The sequence below is a fragment of the Streptomyces sp. yr375 genome (genome assembly GCF_900110755.1).
In the GTDB taxonomy this organism is placed as follows: domain Bacteria; phylum Actinomycetota; class Actinomycetes; order Streptomycetales; family Streptomycetaceae; genus Streptomyces.
The window spans coordinates 71,366-95,219 of sequence record NZ_FOFF01000023.1 but is presented as its reverse complement, the minus strand read 5'-3'; the positions used below and the strand labels follow the sequence as shown (position 1 = coordinate 95,219).

21 protein-coding genes and 1 tRNA gene are annotated in these 23,854 nt (G+C 70.9%); 17 read left to right on the top strand and 5 right to left on the bottom strand.

Annotation, left to right across the window (positions count from 1 at the left end; all coding sequences use genetic code 11):
* Window positions 1-7: 7 nt before the first annotated feature.
* From BMZ82_RS22780 to BMZ82_RS22765, 4 genes are all read right to left on the bottom strand, one after another.
* A complete protein-coding gene (locus tag BMZ82_RS22780; RefSeq protein WP_093778669.1) occupies window positions 8-1,168 on the bottom strand; it encodes a pyridoxal phosphate-dependent aminotransferase in 1,161 nt (386 codons plus the stop codon).
* A gap of 2 nt (window positions 1,169-1,170) precedes the next feature.
* Window positions 1,171-2,133, bottom strand: coding sequence for a diaminopimelate epimerase (dapF, locus tag BMZ82_RS22775; RefSeq protein ID WP_093778667.1), 963 nt, complete (start codon window positions 2,131-2,133; stop codon window positions 1,171-1,173).
* Window positions 2,134-2,218: 85 nt separating this feature from the next.
* A complete protein-coding gene (locus tag BMZ82_RS22770) occupies window positions 2,219-2,953 on the bottom strand; it encodes a 2OG-Fe dioxygenase family protein (protein ID WP_093778665.1) in 735 nt (244 codons plus the stop codon).
* Window positions 2,954-2,990: 37 nt separating this feature from the next.
* Complete coding sequence (locus tag BMZ82_RS22765) at window positions 2,991-4,037, bottom strand: iron-containing redox enzyme family protein (RefSeq protein ID WP_093778663.1); 1,047 nt, start codon at window positions 4,035-4,037, stop codon at window positions 2,991-2,993.
* Between the two features lie 711 nt (window positions 4,038-4,748).
* Here BMZ82_RS22765 and BMZ82_RS22760 point away from each other — a divergent pair.
* The 11 genes from BMZ82_RS22760 to BMZ82_RS22710 all read left to right on the top strand — a co-directional run bounded on the left by BMZ82_RS22760 (window position 4,749) and on the right by BMZ82_RS22710 (window position 15,481).
* On the top strand, window positions 4,749-5,348 hold the full coding sequence (locus tag BMZ82_RS22760) for a pyridoxamine 5'-phosphate oxidase family protein (RefSeq protein WP_177244611.1): 600 nt from the start codon (window positions 4,749-4,751) through the stop codon (window positions 5,346-5,348).
* Window positions 5,349-5,587: 239 nt separating this feature from the next.
* The gene (locus BMZ82_RS22755; RefSeq protein WP_093778659.1) at window positions 5,588-5,785 is read left to right on the top strand and encodes a tautomerase family protein; all 198 of its coding nucleotides are present in this window, start codon (window positions 5,588-5,590) and stop codon (window positions 5,783-5,785) included.
* A gap of 136 nt (window positions 5,786-5,921) precedes the next feature.
* Window positions 5,922-7,202 carry a multidrug effflux MFS transporter gene (locus tag BMZ82_RS22750; protein WP_093778657.1) on the top strand — a complete coding sequence of 427 codons (1,281 nt, stop codon included), beginning with the start codon at window positions 5,922-5,924 and terminating at the stop codon, window positions 7,200-7,202.
* An 80-nt stretch (window positions 7,203-7,282) separates the two neighbouring features.
* Window positions 7,283-8,236 carry a LysR family transcriptional regulator gene (locus BMZ82_RS22745; protein ID WP_093778655.1) on the top strand — a complete coding sequence of 318 codons (954 nt, stop codon included), beginning with the start codon at window positions 7,283-7,285 and terminating at the stop codon, window positions 8,234-8,236.
* A 326-nt stretch (window positions 8,237-8,562) separates the two neighbouring features.
* Entirely contained in the window at window positions 8,563-9,528 is a 966-nt protein-coding gene (locus BMZ82_RS22740) for a beta/alpha barrel domain-containing protein (RefSeq protein ID WP_177244610.1), read from the top strand.
* The gene (locus BMZ82_RS22735) at window positions 9,525-10,379 is read left to right on the top strand and encodes an alpha/beta fold hydrolase (protein WP_177244609.1); all 855 of its coding nucleotides are present in this window, start codon (window positions 9,525-9,527) and stop codon (window positions 10,377-10,379) included. The genes BMZ82_RS22740 and BMZ82_RS22735 overlap by 4 nt, the downstream gene beginning before the upstream one ends.
* Window positions 10,376-12,616 carry an isocitrate/isopropylmalate family dehydrogenase gene (locus BMZ82_RS22730; protein WP_093778649.1) on the top strand — a complete coding sequence of 747 codons (2,241 nt, stop codon included), beginning with the start codon at window positions 10,376-10,378 and terminating at the stop codon, window positions 12,614-12,616. The genes BMZ82_RS22735 and BMZ82_RS22730 overlap by 4 nt, the downstream gene beginning before the upstream one ends.
* On the top strand, window positions 12,613-13,344 hold the full coding sequence (locus BMZ82_RS22725; RefSeq protein WP_093778647.1) for an RraA family protein: 732 nt from the start codon (window positions 12,613-12,615) through the stop codon (window positions 13,342-13,344). The genes BMZ82_RS22730 and BMZ82_RS22725 overlap by 4 nt, the downstream gene beginning before the upstream one ends.
* Before the next feature lie 40 nt (window positions 13,345-13,384).
* Window positions 13,385-14,242 (top strand): DUF6282 family protein, encoded by an 858-nt coding sequence (locus tag BMZ82_RS22720; RefSeq protein WP_256252055.1) that lies wholly within the window; start codon window positions 13,385-13,387, stop codon window positions 14,240-14,242.
* A gap of 168 nt (window positions 14,243-14,410) precedes the next feature.
* Window positions 14,411-14,707 carry a hypothetical protein gene (locus BMZ82_RS22715; protein ID WP_256252054.1) on the top strand — a complete coding sequence of 99 codons (297 nt, stop codon included), beginning with the start codon at window positions 14,411-14,413 and terminating at the stop codon, window positions 14,705-14,707.
* A gap of 111 nt (window positions 14,708-14,818) precedes the next feature.
* Window positions 14,819-15,481, top strand: a complete 663-nt coding sequence (locus tag BMZ82_RS22710; RefSeq protein ID WP_256252053.1) for a hypothetical protein — start codon at window positions 14,819-14,821, stop codon at window positions 15,479-15,481.
* Window positions 15,482-15,624: 143 nt separating this feature from the next.
* Here the strand turns inward: BMZ82_RS22710 and BMZ82_RS22705 are convergent.
* Window positions 15,625-15,697 (bottom strand) — tRNA-Arg (locus BMZ82_RS22705).
* 321 nt (window positions 15,698-16,018) lie between these two features.
* Here BMZ82_RS22705 and BMZ82_RS22700 point away from each other — a divergent pair.
* The 6 genes from BMZ82_RS22700 to BMZ82_RS22675 all read left to right on the top strand — a co-directional run bounded on the left by BMZ82_RS22700 (window position 16,019) and on the right by BMZ82_RS22675 (window position 23,786).
* On the top strand, window positions 16,019-17,626 hold the full coding sequence (locus tag BMZ82_RS22700; RefSeq protein WP_093778643.1) for a dynamin family protein: 1,608 nt from the start codon (window positions 16,019-16,021) through the stop codon (window positions 17,624-17,626).
* Window positions 17,627-17,785: 159 nt separating this feature from the next.
* Window positions 17,786-19,627 carry a GTPase gene (locus BMZ82_RS22695; RefSeq protein ID WP_371271288.1) on the top strand — a complete coding sequence of 614 codons (1,842 nt, stop codon included), beginning with the start codon at window positions 17,786-17,788 and terminating at the stop codon, window positions 19,625-19,627.
* A gap of 297 nt (window positions 19,628-19,924) precedes the next feature.
* Entirely contained in the window at window positions 19,925-20,467 is a 543-nt protein-coding gene (locus BMZ82_RS22690) for a single-stranded DNA-binding protein (RefSeq protein ID WP_093778639.1), read from the top strand.
* 387 nt (window positions 20,468-20,854) lie between these two features.
* Window positions 20,855-22,315 (top strand): TQXA domain-containing protein, encoded by a 1,461-nt coding sequence (locus tag BMZ82_RS22685; RefSeq protein ID WP_093778637.1) that lies wholly within the window; start codon window positions 20,855-20,857, stop codon window positions 22,313-22,315.
* 229 nt (window positions 22,316-22,544) lie between these two features.
* A complete protein-coding gene (locus tag BMZ82_RS22680) occupies window positions 22,545-22,988 on the top strand; it encodes a hypothetical protein (RefSeq protein WP_143098893.1) in 444 nt (147 codons plus the stop codon).
* 210 nt (window positions 22,989-23,198) lie between these two features.
* Entirely contained in the window at window positions 23,199-23,786 is a 588-nt protein-coding gene (locus tag BMZ82_RS22675; RefSeq protein WP_093778633.1) for an AMIN-like domain-containing (lipo)protein, read from the top strand.
* Window positions 23,787-23,854 lie beyond the last annotated feature (68 nt).

Below are 23,854 nucleotides of genomic sequence, written 5' to 3'. Positions count from 1 at the left end.
GGCTGGTTCACGGGGTCAGCGGGGCAGGGGAGTTGGGCCGGAGCACGGGGGCCCGAGTGCGGTCTCCACGGGGCCTGAGTACGGTCTCCACGCGGCGCAGGCCTTCGGTGACCGCCTCGGGGGAGCGGGCGAAACAGACGCGGAAGCCGTCGCTGGCGCCGAGCGTCTCGCCGGGCATGAGCAGGACGCCCAGGTCCAGCGCCCGGCGGCACATCGTGAGGGGCTCCTCGCCGGTGCCGAGCCAGAGCCAGGCGAACGGGGTGCCCTCCGGTTCCACCAGGGTCACCGCGTCCGCGTTGCGCAGGGCGAACTCCCTTACCAGGGACAGTCCTTGACCGGTGAGCGCGTGATAGGACCGCAGATGGCGGTCGCGGTCGGCCAGCACCTCGCGGGCCAGCGTCTCGCACAGCACCGAGTTGGAGATGGTGGACAGGAACTTGCGCTCGGCGCAGCCCTCCACCACGGCCGGCGGCCCGTACAGCCAGCCCACCCGCAGCCCCGGGAACCCGTACACCTTGGACAGGCTGGACACGGAGATCACCCGGCCGCCGCCGTCGAGCGCGGCGGACCGGGACAGGTCGAGCGCGTACTCCTCGTCGAGCAGCAGATGGGCGCCAGTCCGCGAGGCGAGGGCGACCAGGGCGCGCAGGTCGCGCTCCGCGATGCGCCGACCGGTCGGGTTGCAGGGGCTGTTGGCCACGATCAGCCGTACGTCGGGCCCGGCGACCGCCTCGGCGGCCTCGACGTCGAAGCTCAGGTCGGGGCGGAACCCGACGAGATCGACCTTGCAGCCCAGCACGGCCGGCACGTCCCAGGACTGCTGCCAGCCCGGCCGGAAGCCGATCACCCGGTCGCCGGGGGCCAGCAGCGTCGCGTACACGAGGTAGAGGGCCTGTTGGGCGCCCTGCGTGATGAGGACCGACTCGGGCCGTCCGCCGTACAGTGCGGCCACCGCCTCGCGCAGCGCGCCCAGGCCGTGGTCGTGGCCGTAGTCCAGTTCCAGACCGGCGGGGAGGGTGAGGTCGTCGAGGAGCCCGGGGAGCATGTTGCTGTCGCCGAGGTCGATGTCGAAGCGCCCGGCGGCGTCCTCGAAGACCCACCGCTGCATCGGGTAGTCGCGGGAGCGCCCGGCGGGTGTGGGGGCGGGGGCGGGTGTGGGTGCGGGCATGGTCACCGGGTCGCCCCCGCTCTCGCGGGTGCCGCCGTCGCCGGTCGGTCGCGTCGGTCGAGTCGGTCGAGCTGTTCGAGTCGGTCGAGGCGGGTGCGCAGTGCGGGGGCGAAGGTGCCGACGGCGACCTGTTCGGCGTCGCCGGTCATGGTGACCCGGCCGTCCGCCCCCACGGTGATCTCCACGCCGCCCCCCGGCATCCGGACTTCCACCCGCTCGTCGCACAGCCCGAGTTCACGCGCGGCGGACGCCGCGGCACAGGCGCCGGCGCCGGACGCCGTCACATAGCCGGCGCCGCGCTCGAAGACCTCGACCTCCATCACGGTCCGGTCCACCATGCGCGCGAACTGCACGTTGGTGGCCTGCGGGAAGCGGGGGTGCCGGGCGATCCTCGGGCCGAGCAGACGGGCCAGCCGCGGGGTCGGCGCGTCCACCAGGACCACGGTATGCGGGTTGCCGTTGGACACACAGGTGACGACCAGCCGTTCCCCGTCCACCGTCAGCGGCACGGACACCGCCCGGCCGGGGTACGGGGTGCCGTCCTCGGCGAGCAGCGGCAGCTCGGCGGCGTCGAAGCTCGGGCAGCCCATGCCGACCTGGACGCGCCCCGCGGCGGCGTCCAGGATCCGTACCGGACTCTCGCCCGCGGCCGTGCGCAGGGTGAACTCCCGCCCCTCCCACGCCCCGCCGCCCGGTTCCTGCGCGGCCAGGTGCAGGGCGAACATGCGCAGGCCGTTGCCGCTGCGGCCGCAGTCGGAGCCGTCGGAGTTGTACAGGGCGAGCGGCACGGGCACGCCGGCCCGGGGCTGCTCCAGCGGCCCGTACAGCACACCGTCCGCCCCGATGCCCCGGCGGCGGTCGCAGACCAGCCGGATCGCCTCGGGGCTCACGGCGAAGTCGGTGTGGCGGGGATCGATCACCAGGTAGTCGTTGCCCGCGGCCTGGTACTTGAAGAAGTCGGTCATGGCTGATCTCCCTCCGCTGCTGGACGCGGCGGAGCACCGGGGCGTCGTGACGGCCCGGGGCTCCACCGCGTTCCGGTTCCAGGAGCTACTTCGCGTCCGCGTCCGTGTTCTCGGCCGCGTTGTCGTCCGTGTTCTCGTCGTCGGAGAGGGCGGCGGCGTCGTGCTCCTCGCCGTACCACTTCTCCGCCCACCGCGAGAACGCGATGATGACGATGTCCCGGTGGCCCGGACCGCCGTCGCCGGAGAGCACGTCGGTGACGTCGTGGGCGAGCGCCCGGTCGTCCAGCAGGACCGCCTGCCCCGGTTCGAGCGTGCCGGACCAGAACGGCGCGTCGGCCCCGGAGCGCCACAGCCGGGTGGTGCCGCCCGCCACGTTCACCTTGTCGAGGATCGCGATCATGACGAACTCGTGCCCGTCGTGGTGCACGCCCTCCGGGGTGAGCGGGCCGGGCTTGCCGCCGTCGGCGCGGGTGCGGTTCTGGTGGACGTTGATCTGCCAGTCCTCGGAGCGGTCGAGGCCCAGTTCCCGGATGCCGGCCTCGATCAGCGGGGTGAAGTCCACCTTGATCGGCTCGTAGACGCGGCGGATGCCGCCGCCGACCGAGTTGAACTTCTTGTACGTCGTGTAGTCGCGGTGCGCGAGCCGGTCGAACGACCAGGCGTGCTCGCCCTGCGGGCTCAGCCGGTACTGGGAGAAGCGTTTGAAGCGGGTGCCGTTGCCCATGTACTCGTCGACCGGGCAGTCGTCGTAACTGGGCAGGATGTCGGCCGAGACATCCGGCAGGTCGATGATGACGAACCCTTCACTGCCGAGCGGCATGTCTGTCCTCCAGACGGAGTGGTGAGGTGGTGGGGCGTCAGACGGCGGCGGACGGCATGCGCTCGTCCAGGTACGCGGCGGAGGAGTTGAGCCGCCACAGGATGCCGCGCGCGATGGCGCGGCGCATGTACGCCGACTCGGCGGCGGGCAGCACCACGTTGTGGAACCAGCCCTGCGCGTGCTGGGAGTCGATGGTGATGTGCAGCCGGTGGTAGGTGATCCCCACCTCCGGCAGCCCGAGGCGCTCCCAGGCGTGCACGACCTGCACGAACCGGTCCGGCGCCATCCACTCGGTCATCCCCAGGAAGCCGACCGCCTCCGGGTACAGCGAGCGGTGCCGGCACAGCATGACCGCGAGGTTCCCGTTGAGCAGCGAGGTCGCGGTGAGCGAGCGCTCCAGCTCCTCCTCCGAGATCTCGAAGACCTCGAAGATCTTGTTGAAGAGGGTGGTGTGGACCTCGGCGGGCTTGCCGTTGCCCATCTCGTCCCAGAAGTTGGCGGCGATCTCCATCTTGGCCTCGCCGGCGGTGCCCACCTGCATCAGCGCGAGCAGGTCGTCGAAGCGGCCGTCGACCACCGACTCCTGCATCACGTAGTTGCGCAGGTCGCTCTCGGTGGCCGTGTTGCGGATGAACTCGTGGTAGTAGGGGTGCTTGTACACCCGGTGGCCACGGGCCAACTGCTTCAGCCAGGTCAGGTACGCGCGCGGTTCCGCGGGCGCTTCGTCGAGCAGCCCCGGATCGATGAGCCGGTCCTGCGCCTCGGCGGTGGCGGTCTCCAGCAGCCGGCCGATCTCGTACACGGCGACGGATCCCTCGGCGGTCTCGCCCAGCGGGATCTTCGTGTAGAGCTGGTAGATACGGTCGAGCAGGTACTGCTGCGCGTACAGGGCGCTCGTGTCGCCCATGGCCGCCGCTCTGTTGATGTCGCCGACCTCGCCCAGGACGCGGTCCCGCTCGCCGCCGGACAGGACGGAGTCGACCTTCCCGGGCGCGGAACCGAGCCATGAGCCGATCGTGTCCACGGTGGCCAGGAACGGGTCGCCGGTTGCCGCCCGACCCTTGGAGCTGCCGACTTGTGGCATGAGTTTTCCCCCTATGGATTCACTTGGGTCTAGCTGATCTATCGGATCTATCTGATCTACCTGGTCTATCGGATCTCTTGGATTCACTGGACGAATGGAATTTCGGCTTCAAGTTATTCGCCGTCGCCCGGAAGGGAGCGCCGCAAGCAAGCTCTGCGAGGCAGCTCTGTAAGGCCGTTCCGGAACGCCCTCCCCCTGTTTGTCGCCCGTGCCGTGAACGTGACTCCGGCCCGCCGTTCCTGATACGGGGACTGCCCGACGGAACGGCGACGCAAGACGTGATCCGGCCTTTGTTTCCGGCCCCTCCACGTCGACGGAACCCGGCCGTGCGGCAGGCCTCGGCCATTCTGCGGCGGCCGCTCTGGACGAAGTCTGTATACCGTCTCGGATGGCTGCGGCCCGCCCGGGCCGGTGCCGTTCGATCGGGTACGGAGGCGGAGCGCGGCATTCCGTCATCTGCGGAAGGGAGTTGTCATCAGGGTGAATTACCATCGAGGCGAACGCGAAATGCAGGAGACGCTGGGCAGATCGGCCGAGGCGGACCGATCTTCGAGAGTGATCCGGAGCGGTCTGACGGAGGTTCTCGCGGCCTTTGTCGGAATGCAGAGTCTGGCGGTGCTCGGGTCGGCCGATTCCGCCGGTCTGATCTGGGCCTCGGCCGTTACAGGACCGCCGGGATTCGCAAAGGGAACCGGCCCGCATTCGCTCTCCTTGGCCCTGGACCGGGAGCGACTTCCGCTGCCGCTGTCCCTGCGAATCGGGGACGGCCCTTTCGAGATCGGTCTGCTCTTTCCCGACGGGCGTACGCGGCTACGGCTCAGGGTCAACGGAATCGCCCGCTCCACCGCGCGCGGGATTGCGATCGAAACCACCCAGGTCTTCACCAACTGCCCCGGGCGACTGCGCCGCCGCACCGGCCCGGCCCGCCCTCCCCTCGCCTGCGGACCGACCTCGTCCGGCGAGTCGCTCACCCCGGACCAACAGGCGTGGATCACGGCGGCGGACACGTTCTTCATCGCCACGGCCTCGGACACGGGCGCCGCCGACGCCAGTCACCGGGGCGGCGATCCCGGCTTCGTCGAGGTGCTGTCGCCGACCGAGCTGATGTGGCCGGAATACCCCGGTAACTCGATGCTCATGACGCTCGGCAACCTCGTCCTCAACCCACGCGCCGGCGCGCTGTTCCTCGACGAACGCACCGGTACGACGCTCCAACTCACCGGCACCGCCCACGTCCTGCTGACGGACGGCGAGCCGAGGGTCCGGTTCGAGATCACGCGGGTGGTGCAGCGGGGGCGGGAGCAGGAGTGAGAGCGGGCTGTGTGACGCGCGGGGCGTCGACTCATCACGATTCGTGATCGGCGTGAGAGCGGATTGCGCCTTGGACGCCTGGTGGGCGGCTGCTGGACTTGACCCATGACGGAGCGCCCGCGCGGTGACCCGCGCAGGCCCACCGTCCGTTCCTCACCACCCTCACCACCCTCACCACCCTCATCACCCTCATCACGCTTATCACCCTCACCACCCTCAGGCCCGATCCGGAGACGTACATGCCTCTCATCCAGGTTCAGCAGACCCCCGGCAAGACCACCGAGCAGAAGAGCGAGCTCGTCCGCGAGCTGACCGAGGCCTATGTGCGGGCGACCGGCAGCAAGCCGGAGAGCGTCTGGGTGACCGTCCAGGAGATCGCCACCGACAGTTGGTCGATCGCCGGGGAGACCCTCGCGGAGCGCGCGGCGAAGCGCTGAGGCGTCGCCCTCTTTCCTTCAACTGCCGCGCAGTAGACGGAAGTTGAACGCCGTAGACCGCCGTTCCGGGTCGGGCACCCCCGTACCGGCCCGGAACGGCACCCCACTGCCTCCTTGACCCCAGGGAAGTCCGTTCATGACGACCACTACGACCACCACGCCCGCAACGAACGCCGCCGCTCCGGCCCGCACCTCCTACGCGCTGCTGCTCGCCGTACTGTGCTCGCTCAACGCGGGCGGTCTGTTCGCCTCCGACATCAACCTGCCGGGTGTGCCGTCCACCGCGCACGCCCTGGACGTCCCGGTCTCGTCGGTCCAGTGGACCTTCAGCGCGTTCATGATCGGCATCGCGATCTCCCAGGCGGTGTACGGACCCCTGTCGGACGCGTACGGCCGCAAGCGGGTCATCGTCTCCGGTCTGGGCGTCTTCGTCGTCGCGTCGGTGCTGTGCGCGGTGGCGCCCACCGTCGAGTTCTTCGGCGCCGGACGGCTGCTCCAGGCACTGGGCGCCGGATCCGGCATGGTGATCGGCCGCGCCGTCATCAGCGACCTGTACGAGGAGAAGGACGCGGCGCGGATGTTCGCCACGGTCATGCCGATCGTGGGCGTCTCACCCTCCGTCGCCCCCCTCGTCGGCGGCTATCTGACCACGTACGTCAGTTGGCGGGCGCCGTTCGTGGTGACCGCGCTGATCGGGCTGCTCACCCTGATCGCCATGGTCGCGTGGGTGCCGGAGAGCCTGCCGCCCGAGCGCCGCAGCCGGCATCTGGGGGCCACGCTGCGCGGCTACCCGCGGCTGCTCGCGCACCCTCTCTTCTGGGCCTACACCCTCAACCTCGTGGTGGCCTACGGCGGTTACTTCGGCTACCTGGCCGCGTCCCCGCTGATCTTCCAGAAGCTGGGGCTGGCCACGGTGACCACGAGCTACTGCTACATCACCGTCTCGGTGGCCTACGTGGCGGGGAATCTGACCTCGCGGTCGCTGGTCCGCAACCATCCGGTCAACCGGCTGCTGTGGTGGGGGCACGCCGTCTTCTTCACCGGCGCGCTGCTGATGCTCGGGCTCGGGCTGAGCGATGTGGGCGGACGCTGGGGGCTGCTCGTGCTGGCCTTCATGCCGGTGATGACCTTCGGCAACGGATTCCTGCTGCCGCTGTCGATGAGCGCGGGCGTGACCACCTTCCGGTCCACCGCCGGTTCCGCGTCCGGACTGATGGGCGCACTCCAATTGCTCGGTGCGTCACTCGGCATTTTCTGCGTCAGCAGGCTTCCCTCGGGCGACCTGTTCAGCCTCGGGTGGTTCGTCCTGGGTGCCGCGCTTCTGGGAGTCATGGCCTTCCGGCTCTTCCTGACGCTGGCCGCCCGTCGCGACGGGGACACCGGGCAGGCGGCTCGCGCAACGCAACGTAACGTATAGGAATAGTAAGCTTTCCCCGCTGCTCCGCCCGATCGTGAGATGATCGTTTCCGTATACAGGAAGCACGGGGGTGCGCGCGGGTGGAGCTACGTCAGGTTCAGTACTTCGTTGCCGTGGCCGAGGAGCTGCATTTCGGCAGAGCCGCGGAACGGTTGAATATCGGCCAGCCGGCGGTGAGCCAGCAGATACGGCGGCTGGAACGCGAGTTGAAGGTACTTCTCTTCGATCGCTCCCGCCGTTCCGTACAACTCACTCCGGCCGGTCGGGAACTGCTGGCGGAGGGGCAGGAAATTCTCCGCGCGGTCGATGTCTTCACCGGCCTCGCCAGAAGAATGTCGGCGCAGGAAAGCGACACCTTCCGGCTCGGTATCAGCTCGGCTCTCGGGCGGCGCCTCGACTATTTCCTGGACGCGTTCCCCCGGGACGGGACAGACACCCGCTTCGAATTCCAGACACTCGGCGCACCGGAGCGCCTGGAGGCGCTGCGGGCCGGCGCGCTGGACGCCGCCTTCATCCGGGGCGTCGACAGCGCGCCCGGCCTGACGCTGCTCACCCTGTGGTACGACCCGCTGGTGGTGGTGCTGCCCGCCGCGCACCCACTCGCCGAAAAACCGGTGCTCGACCTGCGGGATCTCGCCGAGGTGCCGCTGCGGATCGCCGACCGCAGGGACAACTCCGTGCTGTACGACACGGTCGTGTCCGCGTGCCGGGAGGCGGGCTTCGACCCGGTGATCGGCCCGCCGTTCACCGGGCTCCAGGACACGCTGGCGGAGATCGGGTCGGGCTCGGCCGGCTGGACGCTGGTGTACCCGACGGCGATCGGCGCGGTCTCTTCGCGACGGATCGCACGCAAAGAGCTGGCTGATTCCCCGATGACGATCCGAATGTCCCTCGCCCTGCGCCAGGATGCCGACCCGGGGCGATTTTCGCTGTTTTCCGAGGCGTGTTCCGAGGTGCGCCGTAAGGTCGCCGAGGAGAATTCGGTCATTCTTTCCGGGCTGGTTCGGCCACCCGTCGAGTTCACACAACCGTAAATAATTCGAGCTTGCTCCGCCGGTATCGGCGAGATAACGTTCATCGTGCTTTCGGAAACGACCGCACCACAGAAACTCCGGACCCGTCCAGGCAGTTATTCCTTGGCCATTACTTAGTCATTCTTTGGTCATTCATTCTGGAATCTGCCGATGGGCTGCGCGGGTCCGTCGAAGCGTAATACCTGGCAAATGAGGCGCGGGGGATGTCGCCTGTGTGCCGGTGTCCGGTGCCTGATGTGTGACGTCAGGCACCTGATGTCCGGTGTCCGGATATGGACCACCCCCTGCCCTTGCAGTCGATATCTCGGACAGTCAACGGAGGAGACATGGTCACCAATCTCGATGTGACGCTGCGGGACGGGGGATACCGGAACAACTTCGGCTTCTCCCTCGAATACGCCCTGCATCACGCCCGGGAGAGCGTCGCGGCCGGTGTCGAGTGGGTCGAAATCGGATACCGCAAGGGTTCCTTCCAGCCGAAGCCGGACCTGGGCCTGACGGGCACGGGGGCCGACGACTACATCCGCGCCGTGGCCGAGGTCGTACCGCCCGAACGCATCTGCATGATCCTGCACCCGAAGAACATCGTCGACGACGACCTCACGCAGATGTTCGAGGCCGGCGTCCGGCTGGTGCGGTTCTGCCTGCCCTCGGGCACGCCGGAACCCGGGCTCGCCATGCTGCGCAAGGCCGCGGACATCGGCTTCACCACCACGGTCAACATCACCCGCGTCAGCCAGCTCGACCGCAAGAGACTCGTCGCGCTCTCCGGGCTGTCCGAGGACGCCGGCGCGGACGTGATCTACCTGGCGGACTCCAACGGCAGCCTGCTGCCGGACGAGGTCTCCCGCCTGGTCACCCTGGTGCGCTCGGTGACCGGTTCGGCCATCGGCCTGCACGCCCACAACAACCTGGGCCTGGCCCTGGCCAACGCCATCGCGGCGGTCGAGGCGGGCGCCACCTGGATCGACTCCTCGGTCCTGGGCATGGGCAAGGGCCCGGGCAACCTGATCACCGAACAGTGGCTGGCCTACCTGGCCCGCACCGGCCGGACCACCGCTCCGCACGGCCAGGGTGGCTCGTACGGCTCGTACGACCTCGGCAGGGTGCTCACCCTCGCCCACCGCATGGAGTCCGAGATCCCCGAGGCCAGGCCCTCGCTGCCGCTGCCCGATCTGGTCCTGGGCCACTTCGACCTGTCCGTCGAGGAGCGCGCCAAGCTGCCCGCCGACCACATCGGCGCGGCCTTCAGCGCCGCGCGCGAACTGACCTCCGTGGCGGTCGCGGCGTGACATCGCCTTCCGCGCCACCGGTGCCGACGCCCGCCACGGCGCCGGCACCGGTGGCGGCACCGGCCCCGACCCCGGTCGCCGTGCGGCTGGGCGGCGAGCGGCTGGGCGACGAGCGGGCCCTCGGCACCGCGGCCGTCCTCTCCCCGGTCATGGCCCGCTGGGACGAGGGCGCCTTCCTGGCGCCCGTCGCCGCCGCGCTGACGGCGGGCCACCGGGTGACCGTGTACGACACGCTGTCCCTGTTACGCGACGGCGACGACCTGCAGGCCCTCGCCGAACGCTGGGCCGGGGTGCTCGCCGCCGCACCCGTCGACCTGCTCGTGGGCAACGCCCTGGGCGGCGCCGTGGTCCAGCATCTCCTCGCCCACCCGTGGACCCACCGGGCGCACGTCGTCCTGCTCTCCGCCCCCACCGTGGCCGACGACGCGCTCGACGCCACCCTGGAACGCGTCGCCGCAGCCGTCGAAGCGCACGGCACGGCGACCGCGCTGCGGCTGCTGCACGAGGTGGTACGCGGTCCGGCGGACCCCGTCACCTCGTACGACGACGCCCCGCACCGCGCCGACGACCCGGCGGCCGGACGGCGGCTCGCCGACGGCCTGCGACTGCTGCGGCGCGCCGACGCCCGCCGCACCGTCGAGCGGTTCCCCGGCCGGCTGCTGCACGTCCACGGCGCCGAATCCCGCCTCGTCCAGGGCCATCACCTGGCCACGGGACCCGCGCACACCCGCGTCGCCGTCCCACGGGCGGGCATGCGGCCGCACACCGACCAGCCGGACCACGTCCGCCAGGCCATCACCGCGTTCCTGGCCCCCGACCAACCCGAAGACAAATATGAAGAGGGCGTATGACAAGTAAGACCATCGCGGTCCTGCCGGGCGATGGCATCGGTCCCGAAGTGCTCGACGCGGCCCTCCCGGTGCTCGACGCCCTCGGCCTGCCCCTCACCCTGGAACACGGCGACATCGGCTGGGAGTTCTGGCGCGCCGAGGGCGATCCGGTGCCGCAGCGCACCTGGGACCTCATCGGCCGCAGCGACGCCGTACTGCTCGGGGCCACCACGAGCATGCCGGGGCGCGAGGCGCTCGCCTGCCTCGAACCGGGTCTGCGCGAGAGCGCCGGGCCGTACGTGTCGCCCATCATCCAACTGCGCCAGCGTCTCGACCTGTTCGCCAACCTCCGGCCGGTCGAGAACCACCTCGGCGGGACCCCGTACCGCTTCTGCGTCGTGCGCGAGAACACCGAGGGCCTGTACGCCGGCCTCGACTGGGACCGCGTCCCCGACGAGCTGTGGCCGCTGGTCGCCGACCACCCCAACGCCCGCCGCAGCGGCCCCGACGGCACCACCGCGAGCGTGCGGATGCTCACCTCGCACGGCCTCGACCGCATCCTGCGCTACGCCTTCGACCACGCCCGCGCCCACGGGCACACCCGCGTCACCCTCGCCGACAAACCGAACGTCCTGCGGCGCAGCAGCGCCTACACGCGCGAGCGGCTGGAGGAGATCGCCGCCGGATACCCGGAGATCGAGTACGAGATCCTCAACGTGGACGCCGTCGCCCTGTGGATGGTCCGGCGTCCGGAACGCTTCGGCGTCATCGTCGCCGAGAACATGTTCGGTGACATCCTGTCCGACCTCGGGGCCGGTGTGATGGGCGGCCTGGGCCTCGCGCCCAGCGCCAACATCGGAGCGGGCGGCAACTACTTCGAACCGGTGCACGGCAGCGCCCCGGCCATCGCCGGCACCGGCCGGGCCAACCCGCTCGCCGCGTTCCTCACCATCGCCCTGATGCTGGAACACCTCGGATTCGCCGACGAGGCAGGCGAGTTGCGCACATCGGTCGCCCATGTCACCCGCCGCCGCGACCGGTTGACGTACGACCTCGGCGGTACGGCGACCACGGGGGAGTGCGCCGCCGCCGTGCTCGACGCCTGCCGCGCCGTGCCGCGGGCCCACACCGCCGCCGTCGTCACCGTCGGGGACGAACTGCTGCGGGCCGCCCTGGACGACACCAACGCCGGTGAGGCGTCCCGCAGGCTCGCCGCGCGCGGGGTGCCGGTCCGGATCCGGCACACCGTCGCGGACGACGAGGCGGCCATCGCGGACGCCGTGCGCGCGTCCATCGGCCGTGACGACGTCGTCGTGGTCCTCGGCGGCCTGGGCCCCACCTCGGACGACGTGACACGGGCCGGGGTCGCGCGGGCGCTGGGCCGCCCCCTGGAGCACCGCGAGGAGGCATGGCGGGGCGTGGTGGAACGGCTCACCCGCTTCGGTGTCGCCGTACACGAGGACAACCGCCGGCAGGCGCTGTTCCCGGAGGGCGCGCACCTGCTGCCCAACACGGGCGGCACCGCCTGGGGTTGTCGCCTGGACGTCCAGGACACCACCGTGGTGATGCTCCCCGGGCCGCCGCGCGAGTGCCTGCCGATGCTCGACACCGTGCTGGGCGACGGCCTCGGACACCTGCCCCGGCCGGACGCCGTCACCACCGTCTTCCGCCGCACGCTCGGCATCATCGAGGCGGACGCCGCAGCCGCCGTGGACGCCCTCGTCCGGGAACAGGGACTCACGGTCAGGCCCGCGTACCGCTGGCACTACCCGTACGTCGACGTGCGCGTCGACTGCCCGCCCGACGCCGCCGAGGAACTGGCGAAACGGCTGGACTCCGCCCTCGCCGAGTACGTCGTCACCGACCGGGACCGGACCGCCGTCCAGGAACTGGCCGCGCTGCTCGACGCCCGCGGCCTGGAACTCGACGTCGAGGACACCGTCACCGCCGGCCGCTTCACGGCCGACCTGGCCGCAGCCCGCGAATCGGAAACTGCGGCCACGGCATCCGCGCCCGGCGCCCGGCTAGCCGTCACCCTCGAGGGGACCTGGGACGGCGGTGGAGGCCCGGAGCTTTACACCGGCACGGTCCGCCTGCGATGCACGGTCCGTACGGGGGCCGGTGCCGGGACCGATGCCGGTTCCGGAGAGCACACACGCGAACTGACGATCCCCAACCGGGGCCCCGAAGTCGCGGCCTACGCAAGCCAGTTCACCGCCTGGACCATCGCCCGCACACTCACGGAGGAGACCGCATGACCACGGCCCCCGCCAACCCTTCCCTGGACAGCGAGTTGGGTGTCCGCCTGGCGCGACTGGACACGGCCGCGCTCTCGGACGCCATGGACAGCCTGCGCGCGGCGCCCTGCGTGCTGCCGGGCATCCGGCCCCGCACCCCCGGCACCACGGCGTTCGGCCCGGCGTTCACGGTCCGCTACCGGCCGGTCGAGGACGACAGCACGTTCCACAACGCCGCCAACTACATCGACGACGTGCCGCCCGGTTGCGTGGTGGTCGTCGACAACGCGGGCACCGGCGCCTGCACGAACTGGGGGTCCCTGCTCACGTCGGTGGCACTGCGCCGGGAGGTCGCCGCGACCGTCGTCCACGGTGCCGTCCGCGACGTGCGGGAGAGCCGCGAGCTCGGCTACCCGCTCTTCAGCACGGCCGTCAACATGGTCAGCGGCAAGAACCGGGTGGTGCTGGACCGCACCGGCGTCGCCGTGGACATCGCCGGCACCGTCGTCACCCCGGGCGACCTCGTCTTCGCGGACGACAACGGAGCGCTGCGCATCCCCGCCGACCTGGTCGAGGAGGTCGTACGCCGAGCCGAGGCGGTCGAACGCACCGAAAGCCGCATCCGCCAGGCCGCCCAGAACGGCACCCGCCTGGACGAGGCCCGCACCCGCTTCGGCTACGCACGCCCATGGGAAGACGCAGACGAGTCCGGAGACGGACAGGCCGGGGGCCACGATGACGGTCGCTGATCCGCGCCCCACGGCCACGACCGCAATTGCAACTGCAACCGTGTCGGCCAGGCAGGCACGCTTCATCGACGTCCACTACCACGTCGGCCCGGACGCCTACGTACGCCGGCACACCGCGGCCTCGGCCGGCGCGCGGTACGCCCAGCTCGGGGGATGGGTGGTCCTCAAGAACCACCTGGGGTCCACGGCGGCCCAGGCATGGGAGGCCAGGCAGCAGGGCCGGCCGGTCTCGGGATCGATCGTCCTCAACGACATAGCGGGCGGTCTGGACCCGCGGGTGGTGCGGCAGGCGGTCGTACAGCACGGGGAGGACAGCGGTCTGCGCCTCGTCGTCCACCTCCCCACGGTGACCGGACGCGCCCACACCAGCCGCCTGGCACGAACCCCCGCGCACCCGTTGCTGGCCCGGGACGGTCTGCGCCCGCTCACCGTCACGGAGGAGGGCGGCCCGCTCCGCCCCGAAGTGCGCGAACTGCTGCACATGGCCCGCGATCTGCCCATCGTGATCTCCACCGGCCACGCCGACGGACGCGAGGTCCGCCTGCTGGTCGAGGAGGCGGTACGGCTCGACGTACCGCGCCTGATGCTCAACCAGCCCGCCAACCCACTGACCGGCCTGACCTGTTCCGACCTGCTGGACATCGCGCAAGCGGAACAGGTCTACACGGAACAGACGGCGCTGACCTACCTCCTGGACTACCAGGACGAGGCCGACTTCTCCGCCGTCCTCGCCCGGGTTCCCCGCGTGGTCTACAGCTCCGACCTGGGACAGACCTCCCAGATGGACATCGGCTCCTGGGTGGCAAGCAGCCAGACATGGTTCACGGAAGCGGCCCTGCCCGAGGCAAGAATCACCGAGATAACCCGAGACGCCCCCTTGAGGATGCTCAGCCTCTGAGCCGACAGACATGAGCGGCGCGAGTCTCCGCCCACCAGCCGCCCCTCCCAAGGGAGGGCGGAGACTTGCGCCCCTGGCGGGACTCGAACCTGCGGCCAAGCGCCCGGAGCCAGGGCGTTCGACAGCGCTGACGCCGGAAACAACTCCACCATGAGGTATTTAGGTACTATGGCAGCGGAGGTGTTGACGATGACGGCGGCGGCAAAGTCGGTACGCCAATCCCCGCTGAAGGTGGACCCGGCGACGGACAAATTGATCAGCCAGGGCGCTCATTTCCTGGGGCTGACGAAGAAGGACCTGGTGGCCGAGGCGGTCCGGGTGTACCTGGAGCAGCGCCGTGAGGATCTGCGGTCCGGCATGGTGGAGGCGCTCAGTGTGCTGGATGGCTCGCTGAAATCGGATGTGATGCTGCTGACCGGGCTGACCGCGGAGGAGATCGACGCGGTCGGGGGAATCGAGGAATGAGCGGACCTGGCCCGCTGCGCCCGGCCCGCCCGACGCTGCGCTGCTTACGCGAGGATTTATGCCTCGCTGTGCCGCCGGTCACGGTGCCGCTGGCCGAGATCGACCACCCCGGTGCTGGCCAAGGCGTCCGAGCAGTTCGCGGACGAGGACGGCAAGCACGAACGCATCCGGTCCGTTGACGACCAGGTGCTGTTCAAGGTCAAGGTGCAGCGATGGCGCGGCGCGGTATTCCTGGACGCCGACCTGCCGTGGCTGGTCGCGGCGGGTCGGCGCGAGGACGGCTCGGGCGGTGATTTCCATGCAGCCCTGGAGGCCGACGGCCGCGCCGTCCGGGCTCGCTACAACGCGGAACATTCCGACGGGCTGAAGACCGCGACACACACCGCTCACCTCCTGCCCGCACGCGAGGACCACGTCCGGTACCGCGCCGAGGCCGGTGTCCACTTCGTGCGCCGTCTACGGGCGACTCTGCTGGACCTGGCGCACGCCACGCTGCGCGACGGCCGTGAGCACACACGCGAGTTCGACACCTTCACCCTCGGCCTCCAGGTGCGTGCGGACGACGGCCGCGAGACCTACCTCGCCGTCCGGATCACCGGCTCCGTACCGCCGAACCTGACCGTGCTGATCCTGCGCAACGTCCCCGGCTGCGAGGCCGAGGGCTGGTATCCGGAGTACGCCCTGCCGGAGCGGGACCTGCTCCCGGCCGAGCAGGCGTGGTCCAACCTCATGGACCCACGCGCGGCTGCCCAGGTGCTGGACGAGGAGCGGTAGCCAGGCATCTGTCAGCTCGAACTGCGGTCCCGATGCCGGGGTGTGTATCCCGATCGTGGACAGTCAAGGCGCTTGGTCTCACAGTGATGTGCATCCGGACATCAAGAAGCCCCTCGCGCGTTTCCGCAGGGAAAGGGTGTGGGCGCCCCCGGCAGGACTCGAACCTGCGGCCAAGCGCTTAGAAGGCGCCTGCTCTATCCACTGAGCTACGGGGGCCGGGTGTGGTGGCCGCGTACGTGCTGCCCGGGTGTGGGCTGATCCGTGACGTTGCCGGGGACAAGGATAGGGCTCCCGGTTCCTTGTCCTGGTTGCTTCACCTCCGTGGCTCAATGTGGAGGTTCGGTGAAGCGGTCCTGATAATCGCAGGCAGGTGCGAATCGTGCATCGCTTTTGGCGTCCACGGCTAGGGGTGTTGTGCACTCGTTATGCCTGGGCTGTGCCTCTGTCCCAGTCGTACCTTCCGTCCCTTGTGTCCTATCGGCGCGCAGACATGCCTATATGCTTCATAAATCCCCTAAAATTGGGCATTCTTCGCATGTGGTGACCTTGGACGTACGGCCTCAGCTGCTCGACGCACTCTCCGCACTTCGCGACCGTGTCGCCGCCGCACGCTTCCCGCTGCCCCTCGCGGGTGCTCCACGCGCGCGTGCCAACCGCGACGAACTGCTCGCCCAGCTAGACGACTATCTGGTGCCCCGGCTCAGGCAGCCCGAGGCGCCGCTGCTGGCCGTCGTGGGCGGCTCCACCGGCGCCGGCAAGTCGACCCTCGTCAACTCCCTGGTGGGACAGCGCGTCAGTGAGGCGGGCGTGTTGCGCCCGACGACACGGACGCCGGTGCTCGTGTGCCATCCGGAGGACCATCACTGGTTCAGCGGCATGCGGGTCCTCCCCGGCCTCACACGCGTGTGGGCGCCCCATCAGGAGTCGGCGGACGACCTGTTGCCCCCCGGCGAGCACGGCGGACGCGTGCTGCGCATCGAGACCGCCGACACCCTTCCACCAGGCCTCGCCCTCCTCGACGCGCCCGACATCGACTCCCTGGTGGCCGACAACCGCGTCCTGGCCGCCGAACTGATCTGCGCCGCCGACATCTGGGTGATGGTCACGACGGCCGCCCGTTACGCCGACGCCGTGCCCTGGCATCTGCTGCGTACCGCCAAGGAGTACGACGCCATGCTCGTGACCGTCCTCGACCGGGTGCCCCACCAGGTCGTCGGCGAGGTGTCCCGGCAGTACGGCGCGCTGCTGACCAAGGCCGGACTGGGCGACGTACCGCGTTTCACGGTGCCCGAGCTGCCCGAGTCCGCCTGGGGCGGCGGGCTGCTTCCGGCCACCGCCGTGGCACCGCTGCGGACCTGGCTCGTCCACCATGTCCAGGATTCCAACTCACGCCGTTACGCCCTGGCCCGCACGGCGCACGGCGTCCTCGACTCCCTCAAGGCCCGGCTGCCCGAACTGGCCGGCGCCACCGCCGCGCAGTACGCGGCCGCGCTCCGGCTCACCTCGGCCGTCGACGGGGCGTACGACAGCGAGTACGCGCGCGTGCGGGGCCGTCTGCAGGCCGGGGCCGTGCTCGCCGGCGACGCGCTCAAGCGCTGGCGGGCCTTCCCCCTGGACTGCGCCGCCGACGAACTCCTCGACGCCCTGGTGGAGAGCCTCGGCGCGCTCCTGCTGTGCGCCGTCACCGCCGCCGACGAGCGCGTCGACGAGGCCTGGCGGCGCGAACCGGCGGCGAGCGCCCCCGAGCTGACCGGCCCGGACACCTCCCCGGAGAACGCCGAGCACCGGATCGGCCTGGCCGTACGACGGTGGCGGCGCGAGCTGGAGGAGTACGCAGAGGACGAGGTACGCGGCCTGGAACGCGGTGTCGCGCCCGATCCGGAGACGGTCGCCGCCCTCGTCGCCACCGCGCTGCTGGGCGGCCGTAGGGCGCGTTCGGCGGGCGAGGGGCTCGCCGAGCGGATCGGCGCCCACGGCGCGCTGCGCCTGCGCGACCGGGCCGGACGGCTGCTCACCGAGCACCTCGACCGCGTGATGCGCACCGAACGCGAGCGCCGCCTCGCCCCCCTCGACGGACTCGACGTCCACCCCGAACCCCAGGCCGAACTCATCGCCGCGCTGTCCGTACTGCAGAAGGAGAGGTGACCGGTGACCGCCGTCACTGACCAGGACCACACGGACAACCGGGATCAGCAGCAGCAACAACACAATCAAGAGCAACACCACGAGCAAGACCAAGAGCAACAGCAGCAGCCTGAACAGCAACAGCAGGCGCAGCAGGAGGAGCAGTGCCCGGAGGCGGAGGTGCCGGCCGACGCGGGTAAGGACGCCGGCTCGTCTCCGGACGCTCGTACGGACTCCGCCGGAGCCTGGGACGACGGGCTGATCGCACGCCGCGTGAGCGAGAACTCCGCCGTCGGGCAGGCCGCCGTCATGGCGAGCAGGATCCGCGGCGGGGGTGGCGGCACGGGCGCGAGTGCGGGCGGTGGGGGCGGCGGTGGGGGCGGGAGTGCCCTGCCCTCGACCCCGCTCTCGTACGGCCTTCCCCTGCGGTCCCGGCTGGACGCGCTGCGCGAGCTCGTGGGGCTCTCCCGGACCCGGCTCGACAGCAGGACGCTCGCCGAGGCCGGCCGGGTCCTCGACGAGGCGGCGGCCCGGCGCAGGCTCTCCGGGCAGCACACCGTCGTCGCCCTCGCGGGCGCCACCGGGAGCGGCAAGTCGCAGTTGTTCAACGCCCTCGCCGGCGTGACCATCTCGGAGACGGGCGTACGCCGTCCGACCACCTCCGCGCCCATCGCGTGCAGTTGGAGCGACGGCGCGTCGACCCTCATCGACCGGATCGGCATCCCGGGCCGGCTGCGCAGACGGCCGGTGCAGAGCCCCGACGCGGAGGAGCAGTTGCGCGGGCTGGTGCTGATCGACCTGCCCGACCACGACTCGGCGGCCGTGCAGCACCGCGAGCAGGTGGACCGCGTGCTGGGGCTCGTCGACGCGGTCATCTGGGTCGTCGACCCTGAGAAGTACGCGGACGCCGTCCTCCATGAGCGCTATCTGCGGCCCATGGCAGGGCACGCGGAGGTCATGTTCGTCGTCCTCAACCAGGTCGACCGGCTGCCCGGAGAGGCCGCCGAGCTGGTCCTCGACGACCTGCGTCGCCTCCTGGACGAGGACGGCGTCGCCCTCGGGGAGTACGGCGAACCGGGCGCGACCGTGCTCGCCCTGTCCGCGCTCACCGGGGACGGCGTCGGGGAACTGCGCGAACTGCTCGGCCAGTTCGTCGCCGAGCGCGGCGCCGCCGCACGGCGAATTTCGGCCGATGTCGACGCCGCCGCGTGGCGGCTGCGGCCCGTCTACGCCACCGGCCGGCGCAGCGGGCTCAGCGAGGAGGCGCGGGACGAGTTCGCCGCCCGGCTCGCGGACGCCGTCGGGGCCACCGCGGCGGGCGAGGCCGCCGAACGCGCCTGGCTGCGCCACGCGGGCCGCGCGTGCGGGACGCCGTGGCTACGGCTGTGGCGCTGGCAGCAGGACCGCGGCGAACCCCCCACCGGACGGCTCCGCGTCCGCGCCCAGGCCGACGAGGAGGCCACGGCACGGCAGCGCGTCGAGCAGGCGGTGCGCACGGTGTCCGAGCGGGCCTCGGCGGGGCTGCCCACGCCGTGGGCGCAGGCCGTGCGGGAGGCGGCCGTACGCGGGGCGCAGGGGCTGCCCGAGGCGCTGGACGACCTGGCGGCGCGGGCCGGACTGCCGCCGGGACGGCCGCCCCGCCCGGGCTGGTGGCCGGTGGCCGTCCTGGCGCAGGCCTGCATGACCCTGCTCCAGGTCGTCGGCGGGCTGTGGCTGATCGGCCAGATCGTCGGGTTCATGGCGCCGAACCTCGGGGTTCCGGTGCTGCTGATGGTGTCCGGCATCATCGGCGGCCCGCTCGTCGAGTGGAGCTGCCGGATGGCCGCCCGGGGACCGGCCCGACGGTACGGGCAGGACGCGGAACGCCGACTGCGGGAGGCGGCGGCGGGCTGCGGCCGGGCGCGAGTGCTGGATCCCGTGGCCGCGGAGCTGTTGCGGTACCGGGAGGTCCGGGAGCAGTACGGGCGGGTCACGGGGGCGGGAGCGGGGGTGGAGACGGGGGCCCGCGCCGGGGTGCGGTGAGGGGTGATCCACAGTCGGCCCGGGTGGCCCGGGTGGCCCGGGTGGCCCGGGTGGCCCGGGTGGCAAGGGTGGGGTGATCCACAGGTGGCGGGACGGTGGTCACTCGTCCGGGTGGTGGAGTTTTCCACAGGCGGACGGTGATCCACAGCGCTCGGCGGGTCCGGCCCGGCGGAGGCAGTCTGGCTGCACGGCGATCGCGGCGATCACGACCGCGACCGGTGTGACGGACGCAGCCGTACGGGACGGGCCCGTACGCGTATCCGGGCGGCGCGACCGCCCGGCGAGGGAGGGGTTCGAGTGAACGAGACGACGATCTGCGCGGTGGGCAACGTGGCGACGCAGCCGATCTACCGGGACCTGGCGTCGGGCGCGTCGGCGAGGTTCCGGCTGGCGGTCACCTCGCGCTACTGGGACCGCGAGAAGAGCGCCTGGACCGACGGGCACACCAACTTCTTCACGGTCTGGGCCAACCGCCACCTGGCCGCCAACGCGATGGCCTCGCTGAACGTCGGCGACCCGGTGATCGTGCAGGGCAGGCTGAAGGTGCGCACGGAGCAGCGCGAGGGACAGCAGGGCTGGACGTCGGCGGACATCGACGCCGTGGCGATCGGCCATGACATCGCGCGGGGCACGTCCGCCTTCCGGCGCTCGGGCCGCCCCGAGCCGACGCTCACCGGCGCACCCGCCGTGCCCGGCCCCAACTGGGAGACACCGGCCGCGACTTCACCGGCACGGGGGCAGGGGCAGGGATGGGGGCGGGAACCCGAGCAGGAGCGGGACCTGGAGCGGGACCCGGAGCCGGGCACCTTGCAGCGAGGCGAGCCGGTGGCGGTGCCGTGAGCCGATGGCGACGGTGTCATGAAGTGACGGGGGCGGTGCCGTGAGGTGACGGGGGCGGTGACGCGAGCCGGAGGGAGTGGTGACGTGAGACGAAGGGAGTGGTGACGGAGTGTCAGCGGTCATGCCGCTCCACCACTGACCGAACTACGGCTTATCGACGGATGCGCTCCGAACGACCGAGTGGATTTGTCGATAAGCCGGATTCGCGGGCCGTCCGTAGTCGATCTTGGGGATAACGATTACGAGTCGGATCGTCGATCCGATGAGATGACCGGCAGGCGTGGTGCGTGGCGTCTCTAGGATGCCGGACGTGGCCCACGGGGCTTCTGATTCTGCTGGTGGGACCGTACTCCCCACGTCAACGTGTCCTGCTCGAAGGGGATTTGCGTGATTTCTTCGTTCTCCGCGCCGTTCGCGTGCGGACGAGGGGTGGTTCGCCTCGCCGCGGCGGTGCTGGTGTCCGGACTCGTCGCAGCCGGGGTGATCACCGGTGCGGGCGCGGCCGTCGCCGCCGAGATGACGCAGAGTCAGGGCGGAGCGACCGCGACCATAGGCGGCCTCAAGACCTACGGCGCCGCGGTGATCCACGCCGGGAGCGGGGAACAGGGCTCGGGCGAGGGGCAGGGTGAGGGGCAGAGCGGGGACCAGGAGGTCTCGGCCGGTCTGTTCGAGATGTCCGTCGAGGGCGGCGGCACCCTTCAGACCTACTGCGTCGACCTCTACAACCCCACGCAGAAGGACGCCAAGTACCACGAGACGCCCTGGAGCGGTACCTCACTGGGCACCAACCGGGACGCGGGTCGCATCCGTTGGATCCTGCAGAACTCCTACCCCCAGGTCAACGACCTCGCCGCGCTCGCGGACAAGGCCGGCATCGCCGCCGGTCTCACCGAGCAGGACGCGGCCGCCGGCACCCAGGTGGCCATCTGGCGCTACTCGGACGGCGCGGACGTCGACGCCGTCGACCCGCAGGCCGAGCGGCTCGCCGACTACCTCCAGAAGGCCGCCCGCACCGTGGCGGAGCCCAAGGCGTCGCTCACCCTCGACGCGCCCGCCGTCTCCGGTCGCCCCGGCGAGCTGCTCGGCCCGGTGACGGTGCACACCGACGCGACCGGCGGGACGGTGACACCGCCGATGGACGCCGCCATCAGCGGGGTGCGGATCGTCGGCAAAAACGGCAAGGTGGTGACGTCCGTGGCGGACGGCAGCCAACTGTTCTTCGACGTGCCCGCCGACGCGGCCGCCGGTTCGGCCGAGCTGACCGTCCAGGCCTCGACGACCGTCCCCGTCGGCCGCGCCTTCACCTCCGAGAGCCGCAGCCAGACCCAGATCCTGGCCGGCTCCAGCGAGTCGACGGTGTCGGCGACGGCGAGTGCGACGTGGGCGAAGCAGGGCGCCGTACCGGCCTTGTCCGCGGCGAAGAACTGCGCCAAGAGCGGCGTGGACATCACCGCCGCCAACCAGGGTGACGCGGCCTTCGCCTTCGACCTGATGGGCGCCCAGCACACCATCCCGGCCGGTGCGTCCCAGACGGTGACGATCCCGCTCCAGGAGGACCAGGCCTACGACTTCACGATCAACGGTCCGCAAGGCGCCGAGTACCGCTTCACCGGTGTCCTGGACTGCAAGACCCAGGCCGACGAAATCGCCGGCCTGACCACCCAGACCCTCAGCGAACCGAGCCCGGCCACGGTGGGCGGCACGTCCACGGTGGACGAAACCAACCTCGCGGCGACGGGCGGCTCCAGCGCCACCCCCCTGATCGCGGGCACGGCCATCGGCCTGGTGGTCATCGGCGGCGCGGCCCTGGTTCTCGTCGGACGAAAGGAGAACGGGGCGCAGGACTGAGCGGGGAGGGCGCGGAGCGCGCGGGGGAAACACGCGAGGGAAGCGCACGCGGGAAGCACGCGAGGCGACGGCGACTTGCGGTGGCCGACGGAAGTCGACGCCGAGTTGGTGACGTTTGCTCTATTCCGGTCGGGTGTTCGGCCTCGACAATCGGAAAGCCGAGGAGAGCAGCGGACTTCTGCTGCCGAAGACCTCGGTTCCCCCCTCGCACCATCCGAAAGGTTCCACCATGTTCTCCTCTGGCCGTCCTCTCCGTCGTCGGGCGCTCGGCGCCGGCGTCAGCGCCGGTCTGGTGCTCGCGACAGTCGTCGGTGCGACCGCTGTGAGCACGGGCACGGCGTCCGCCGCGACCCCGTGGACCGGGCAGGTCCTCAACAGCGGACTGCCGTCCGGGACCAACAGCGTCCGGCTCAGCGAGGGCGGGGGCAGCTCCTGCGCCACGATCGTGCACGGCACCGTCCTCAGCAACTTCAACTTCCGCGCCACCATCCGCGCCGACCTGGTCTACACGCTCAGGACCTACCGCAGCACCAACTGCTCCGGTGCCGAGGTCGCGGGCGCGTCCACCTACCGTCTTCCGGCCGACTCGGACCGCGCCGACACGGGTCTCGACTGCAAGCAGGTCGCGTTCCAGTACCCCCGTGGTGTGCACTGGGTCAACTACGGCGGCTAGAACGGCTGTTGAGGCCGAGGGTCGCCTCGGGCTCCGGTCTCTCCCTTCGTCGGCCGTTGTCGTCGCCGCTGCCGTCCCCGTCCCCGCTGCCGTCCCCGTTGCTGTTGCCGTCGCCGTTGTCGTTTCGTGATCGTCCGGGCCAGGTCCGGTCACATCGCGCGCTCAGCCTTGATCACCAGGTCCACCTGTACTCGATCAAGGGGAGCAAGCATGCGACGACTGGGAACCACACTGGCGGTGCTCGTGCTGGCGGGAACCGGCATCGCGGGAGCGGCGGGGACGGCGCAGGCGGGCACCGCGGCAGCAGCGGCGGAGGCGGTGTGCGAGACCGGGTGGGGGAGCCTCGAGAAGCGGGTCGCGCCGACGGACGACCACAAGCCCCCGCTGACGAACATCAGGACCGGTCAGCACGAGTGCTTCGACCGTATGGTCCTCGACTTCAAGGGCGGCGCGACAGCGGGCGCGCTCGGCTATCGCGTCAAGTACGTCGACAAACTGACCACGCCCGCCACGGGGGAGATCCCGGTCTCCGGCGGGGCGATCCTGCAGATCTCCGTGGGCCCGAACTACGACCCGGCCACCGGCACGGACTCCTACCCGGGACAGCACGGCCAGCCGCTCCCCGGAGTGGACATCACGGGCTACCAGACGTTCCAGGACACCCGTTACGCGGACGGCCTTGAGGACGGCGTGGTGGTGGGCGTCGGTGTGCGGGCTCGACTGCCGTTCCGGGTGACCCAGTCGGGCGATCACCTGATCGTGGACGTCGCCCACTCCTGGACCGCCGCCACCTCGTAAGCCCCACCCCACTGGCACCACCCCCGCCACACCTCGACCCACCCGCACCGCAGGTGGGTCGATCGGCC

Bases quoted from the DNA above. Each gene is read 5' to 3' on its own strand.
- BMZ82_RS22730 (WP_093778649.1), top strand. From the start codon at position 10,376: ATGACAAGTAAGACCATCGCGGTCCTGCCGGGCGATGGCATCGGTCCC.
- BMZ82_RS22675 (WP_093778633.1), top strand. From the start codon at position 23,199: ATGCGACGACTGGGAACCACACTGGCGGTGCTCGTGCTGGCGGGAACC.
- BMZ82_RS22780 (WP_093778669.1), bottom strand. From the start codon at position 1,168: ATGCCCGCACCCACACCCGCCCCCGCCCCCACACCCGCCGGGCGCTCC.
- BMZ82_RS22755 (WP_093778659.1), top strand. From the start codon at position 5,588: ATGCCTCTCATCCAGGTTCAGCAGACCCCCGGCAAGACCACCGAGCAG.
- BMZ82_RS22740 (WP_177244610.1), top strand. From the start codon at position 8,563: ATGGTCACCAATCTCGATGTGACGCTGCGGGACGGGGGATACCGGAAC.
- BMZ82_RS22770 (WP_093778665.1), bottom strand. From the start codon at position 2,953: ATGCCGCTCGGCAGTGAAGGGTTCGTCATCATCGACCTGCCGGATGTC.
- BMZ82_RS22680 (WP_143098893.1), top strand. From the start codon at position 22,545: ATGTTCTCCTCTGGCCGTCCTCTCCGTCGTCGGGCGCTCGGCGCCGGC.
- BMZ82_RS22715 (WP_256252054.1), top strand. From the start codon at position 14,411: ATGGCAGCGGAGGTGTTGACGATGACGGCGGCGGCAAAGTCGGTACGC.
- BMZ82_RS22725 (WP_093778647.1), top strand. From the start codon at position 12,613: ATGACCACGGCCCCCGCCAACCCTTCCCTGGACAGCGAGTTGGGTGTC.
- dapF (WP_093778667.1), bottom strand. From the start codon at position 2,133: ATGACCGACTTCTTCAAGTACCAGGCCGCGGGCAACGACTACCTGGTG.
- BMZ82_RS22750 (WP_093778657.1), top strand. From the start codon at position 5,922: ATGACGACCACTACGACCACCACGCCCGCAACGAACGCCGCCGCTCCG.
- BMZ82_RS22765 (WP_093778663.1), bottom strand. From the start codon at position 4,037: ATGCCACAAGTCGGCAGCTCCAAGGGTCGGGCGGCAACCGGCGACCCG.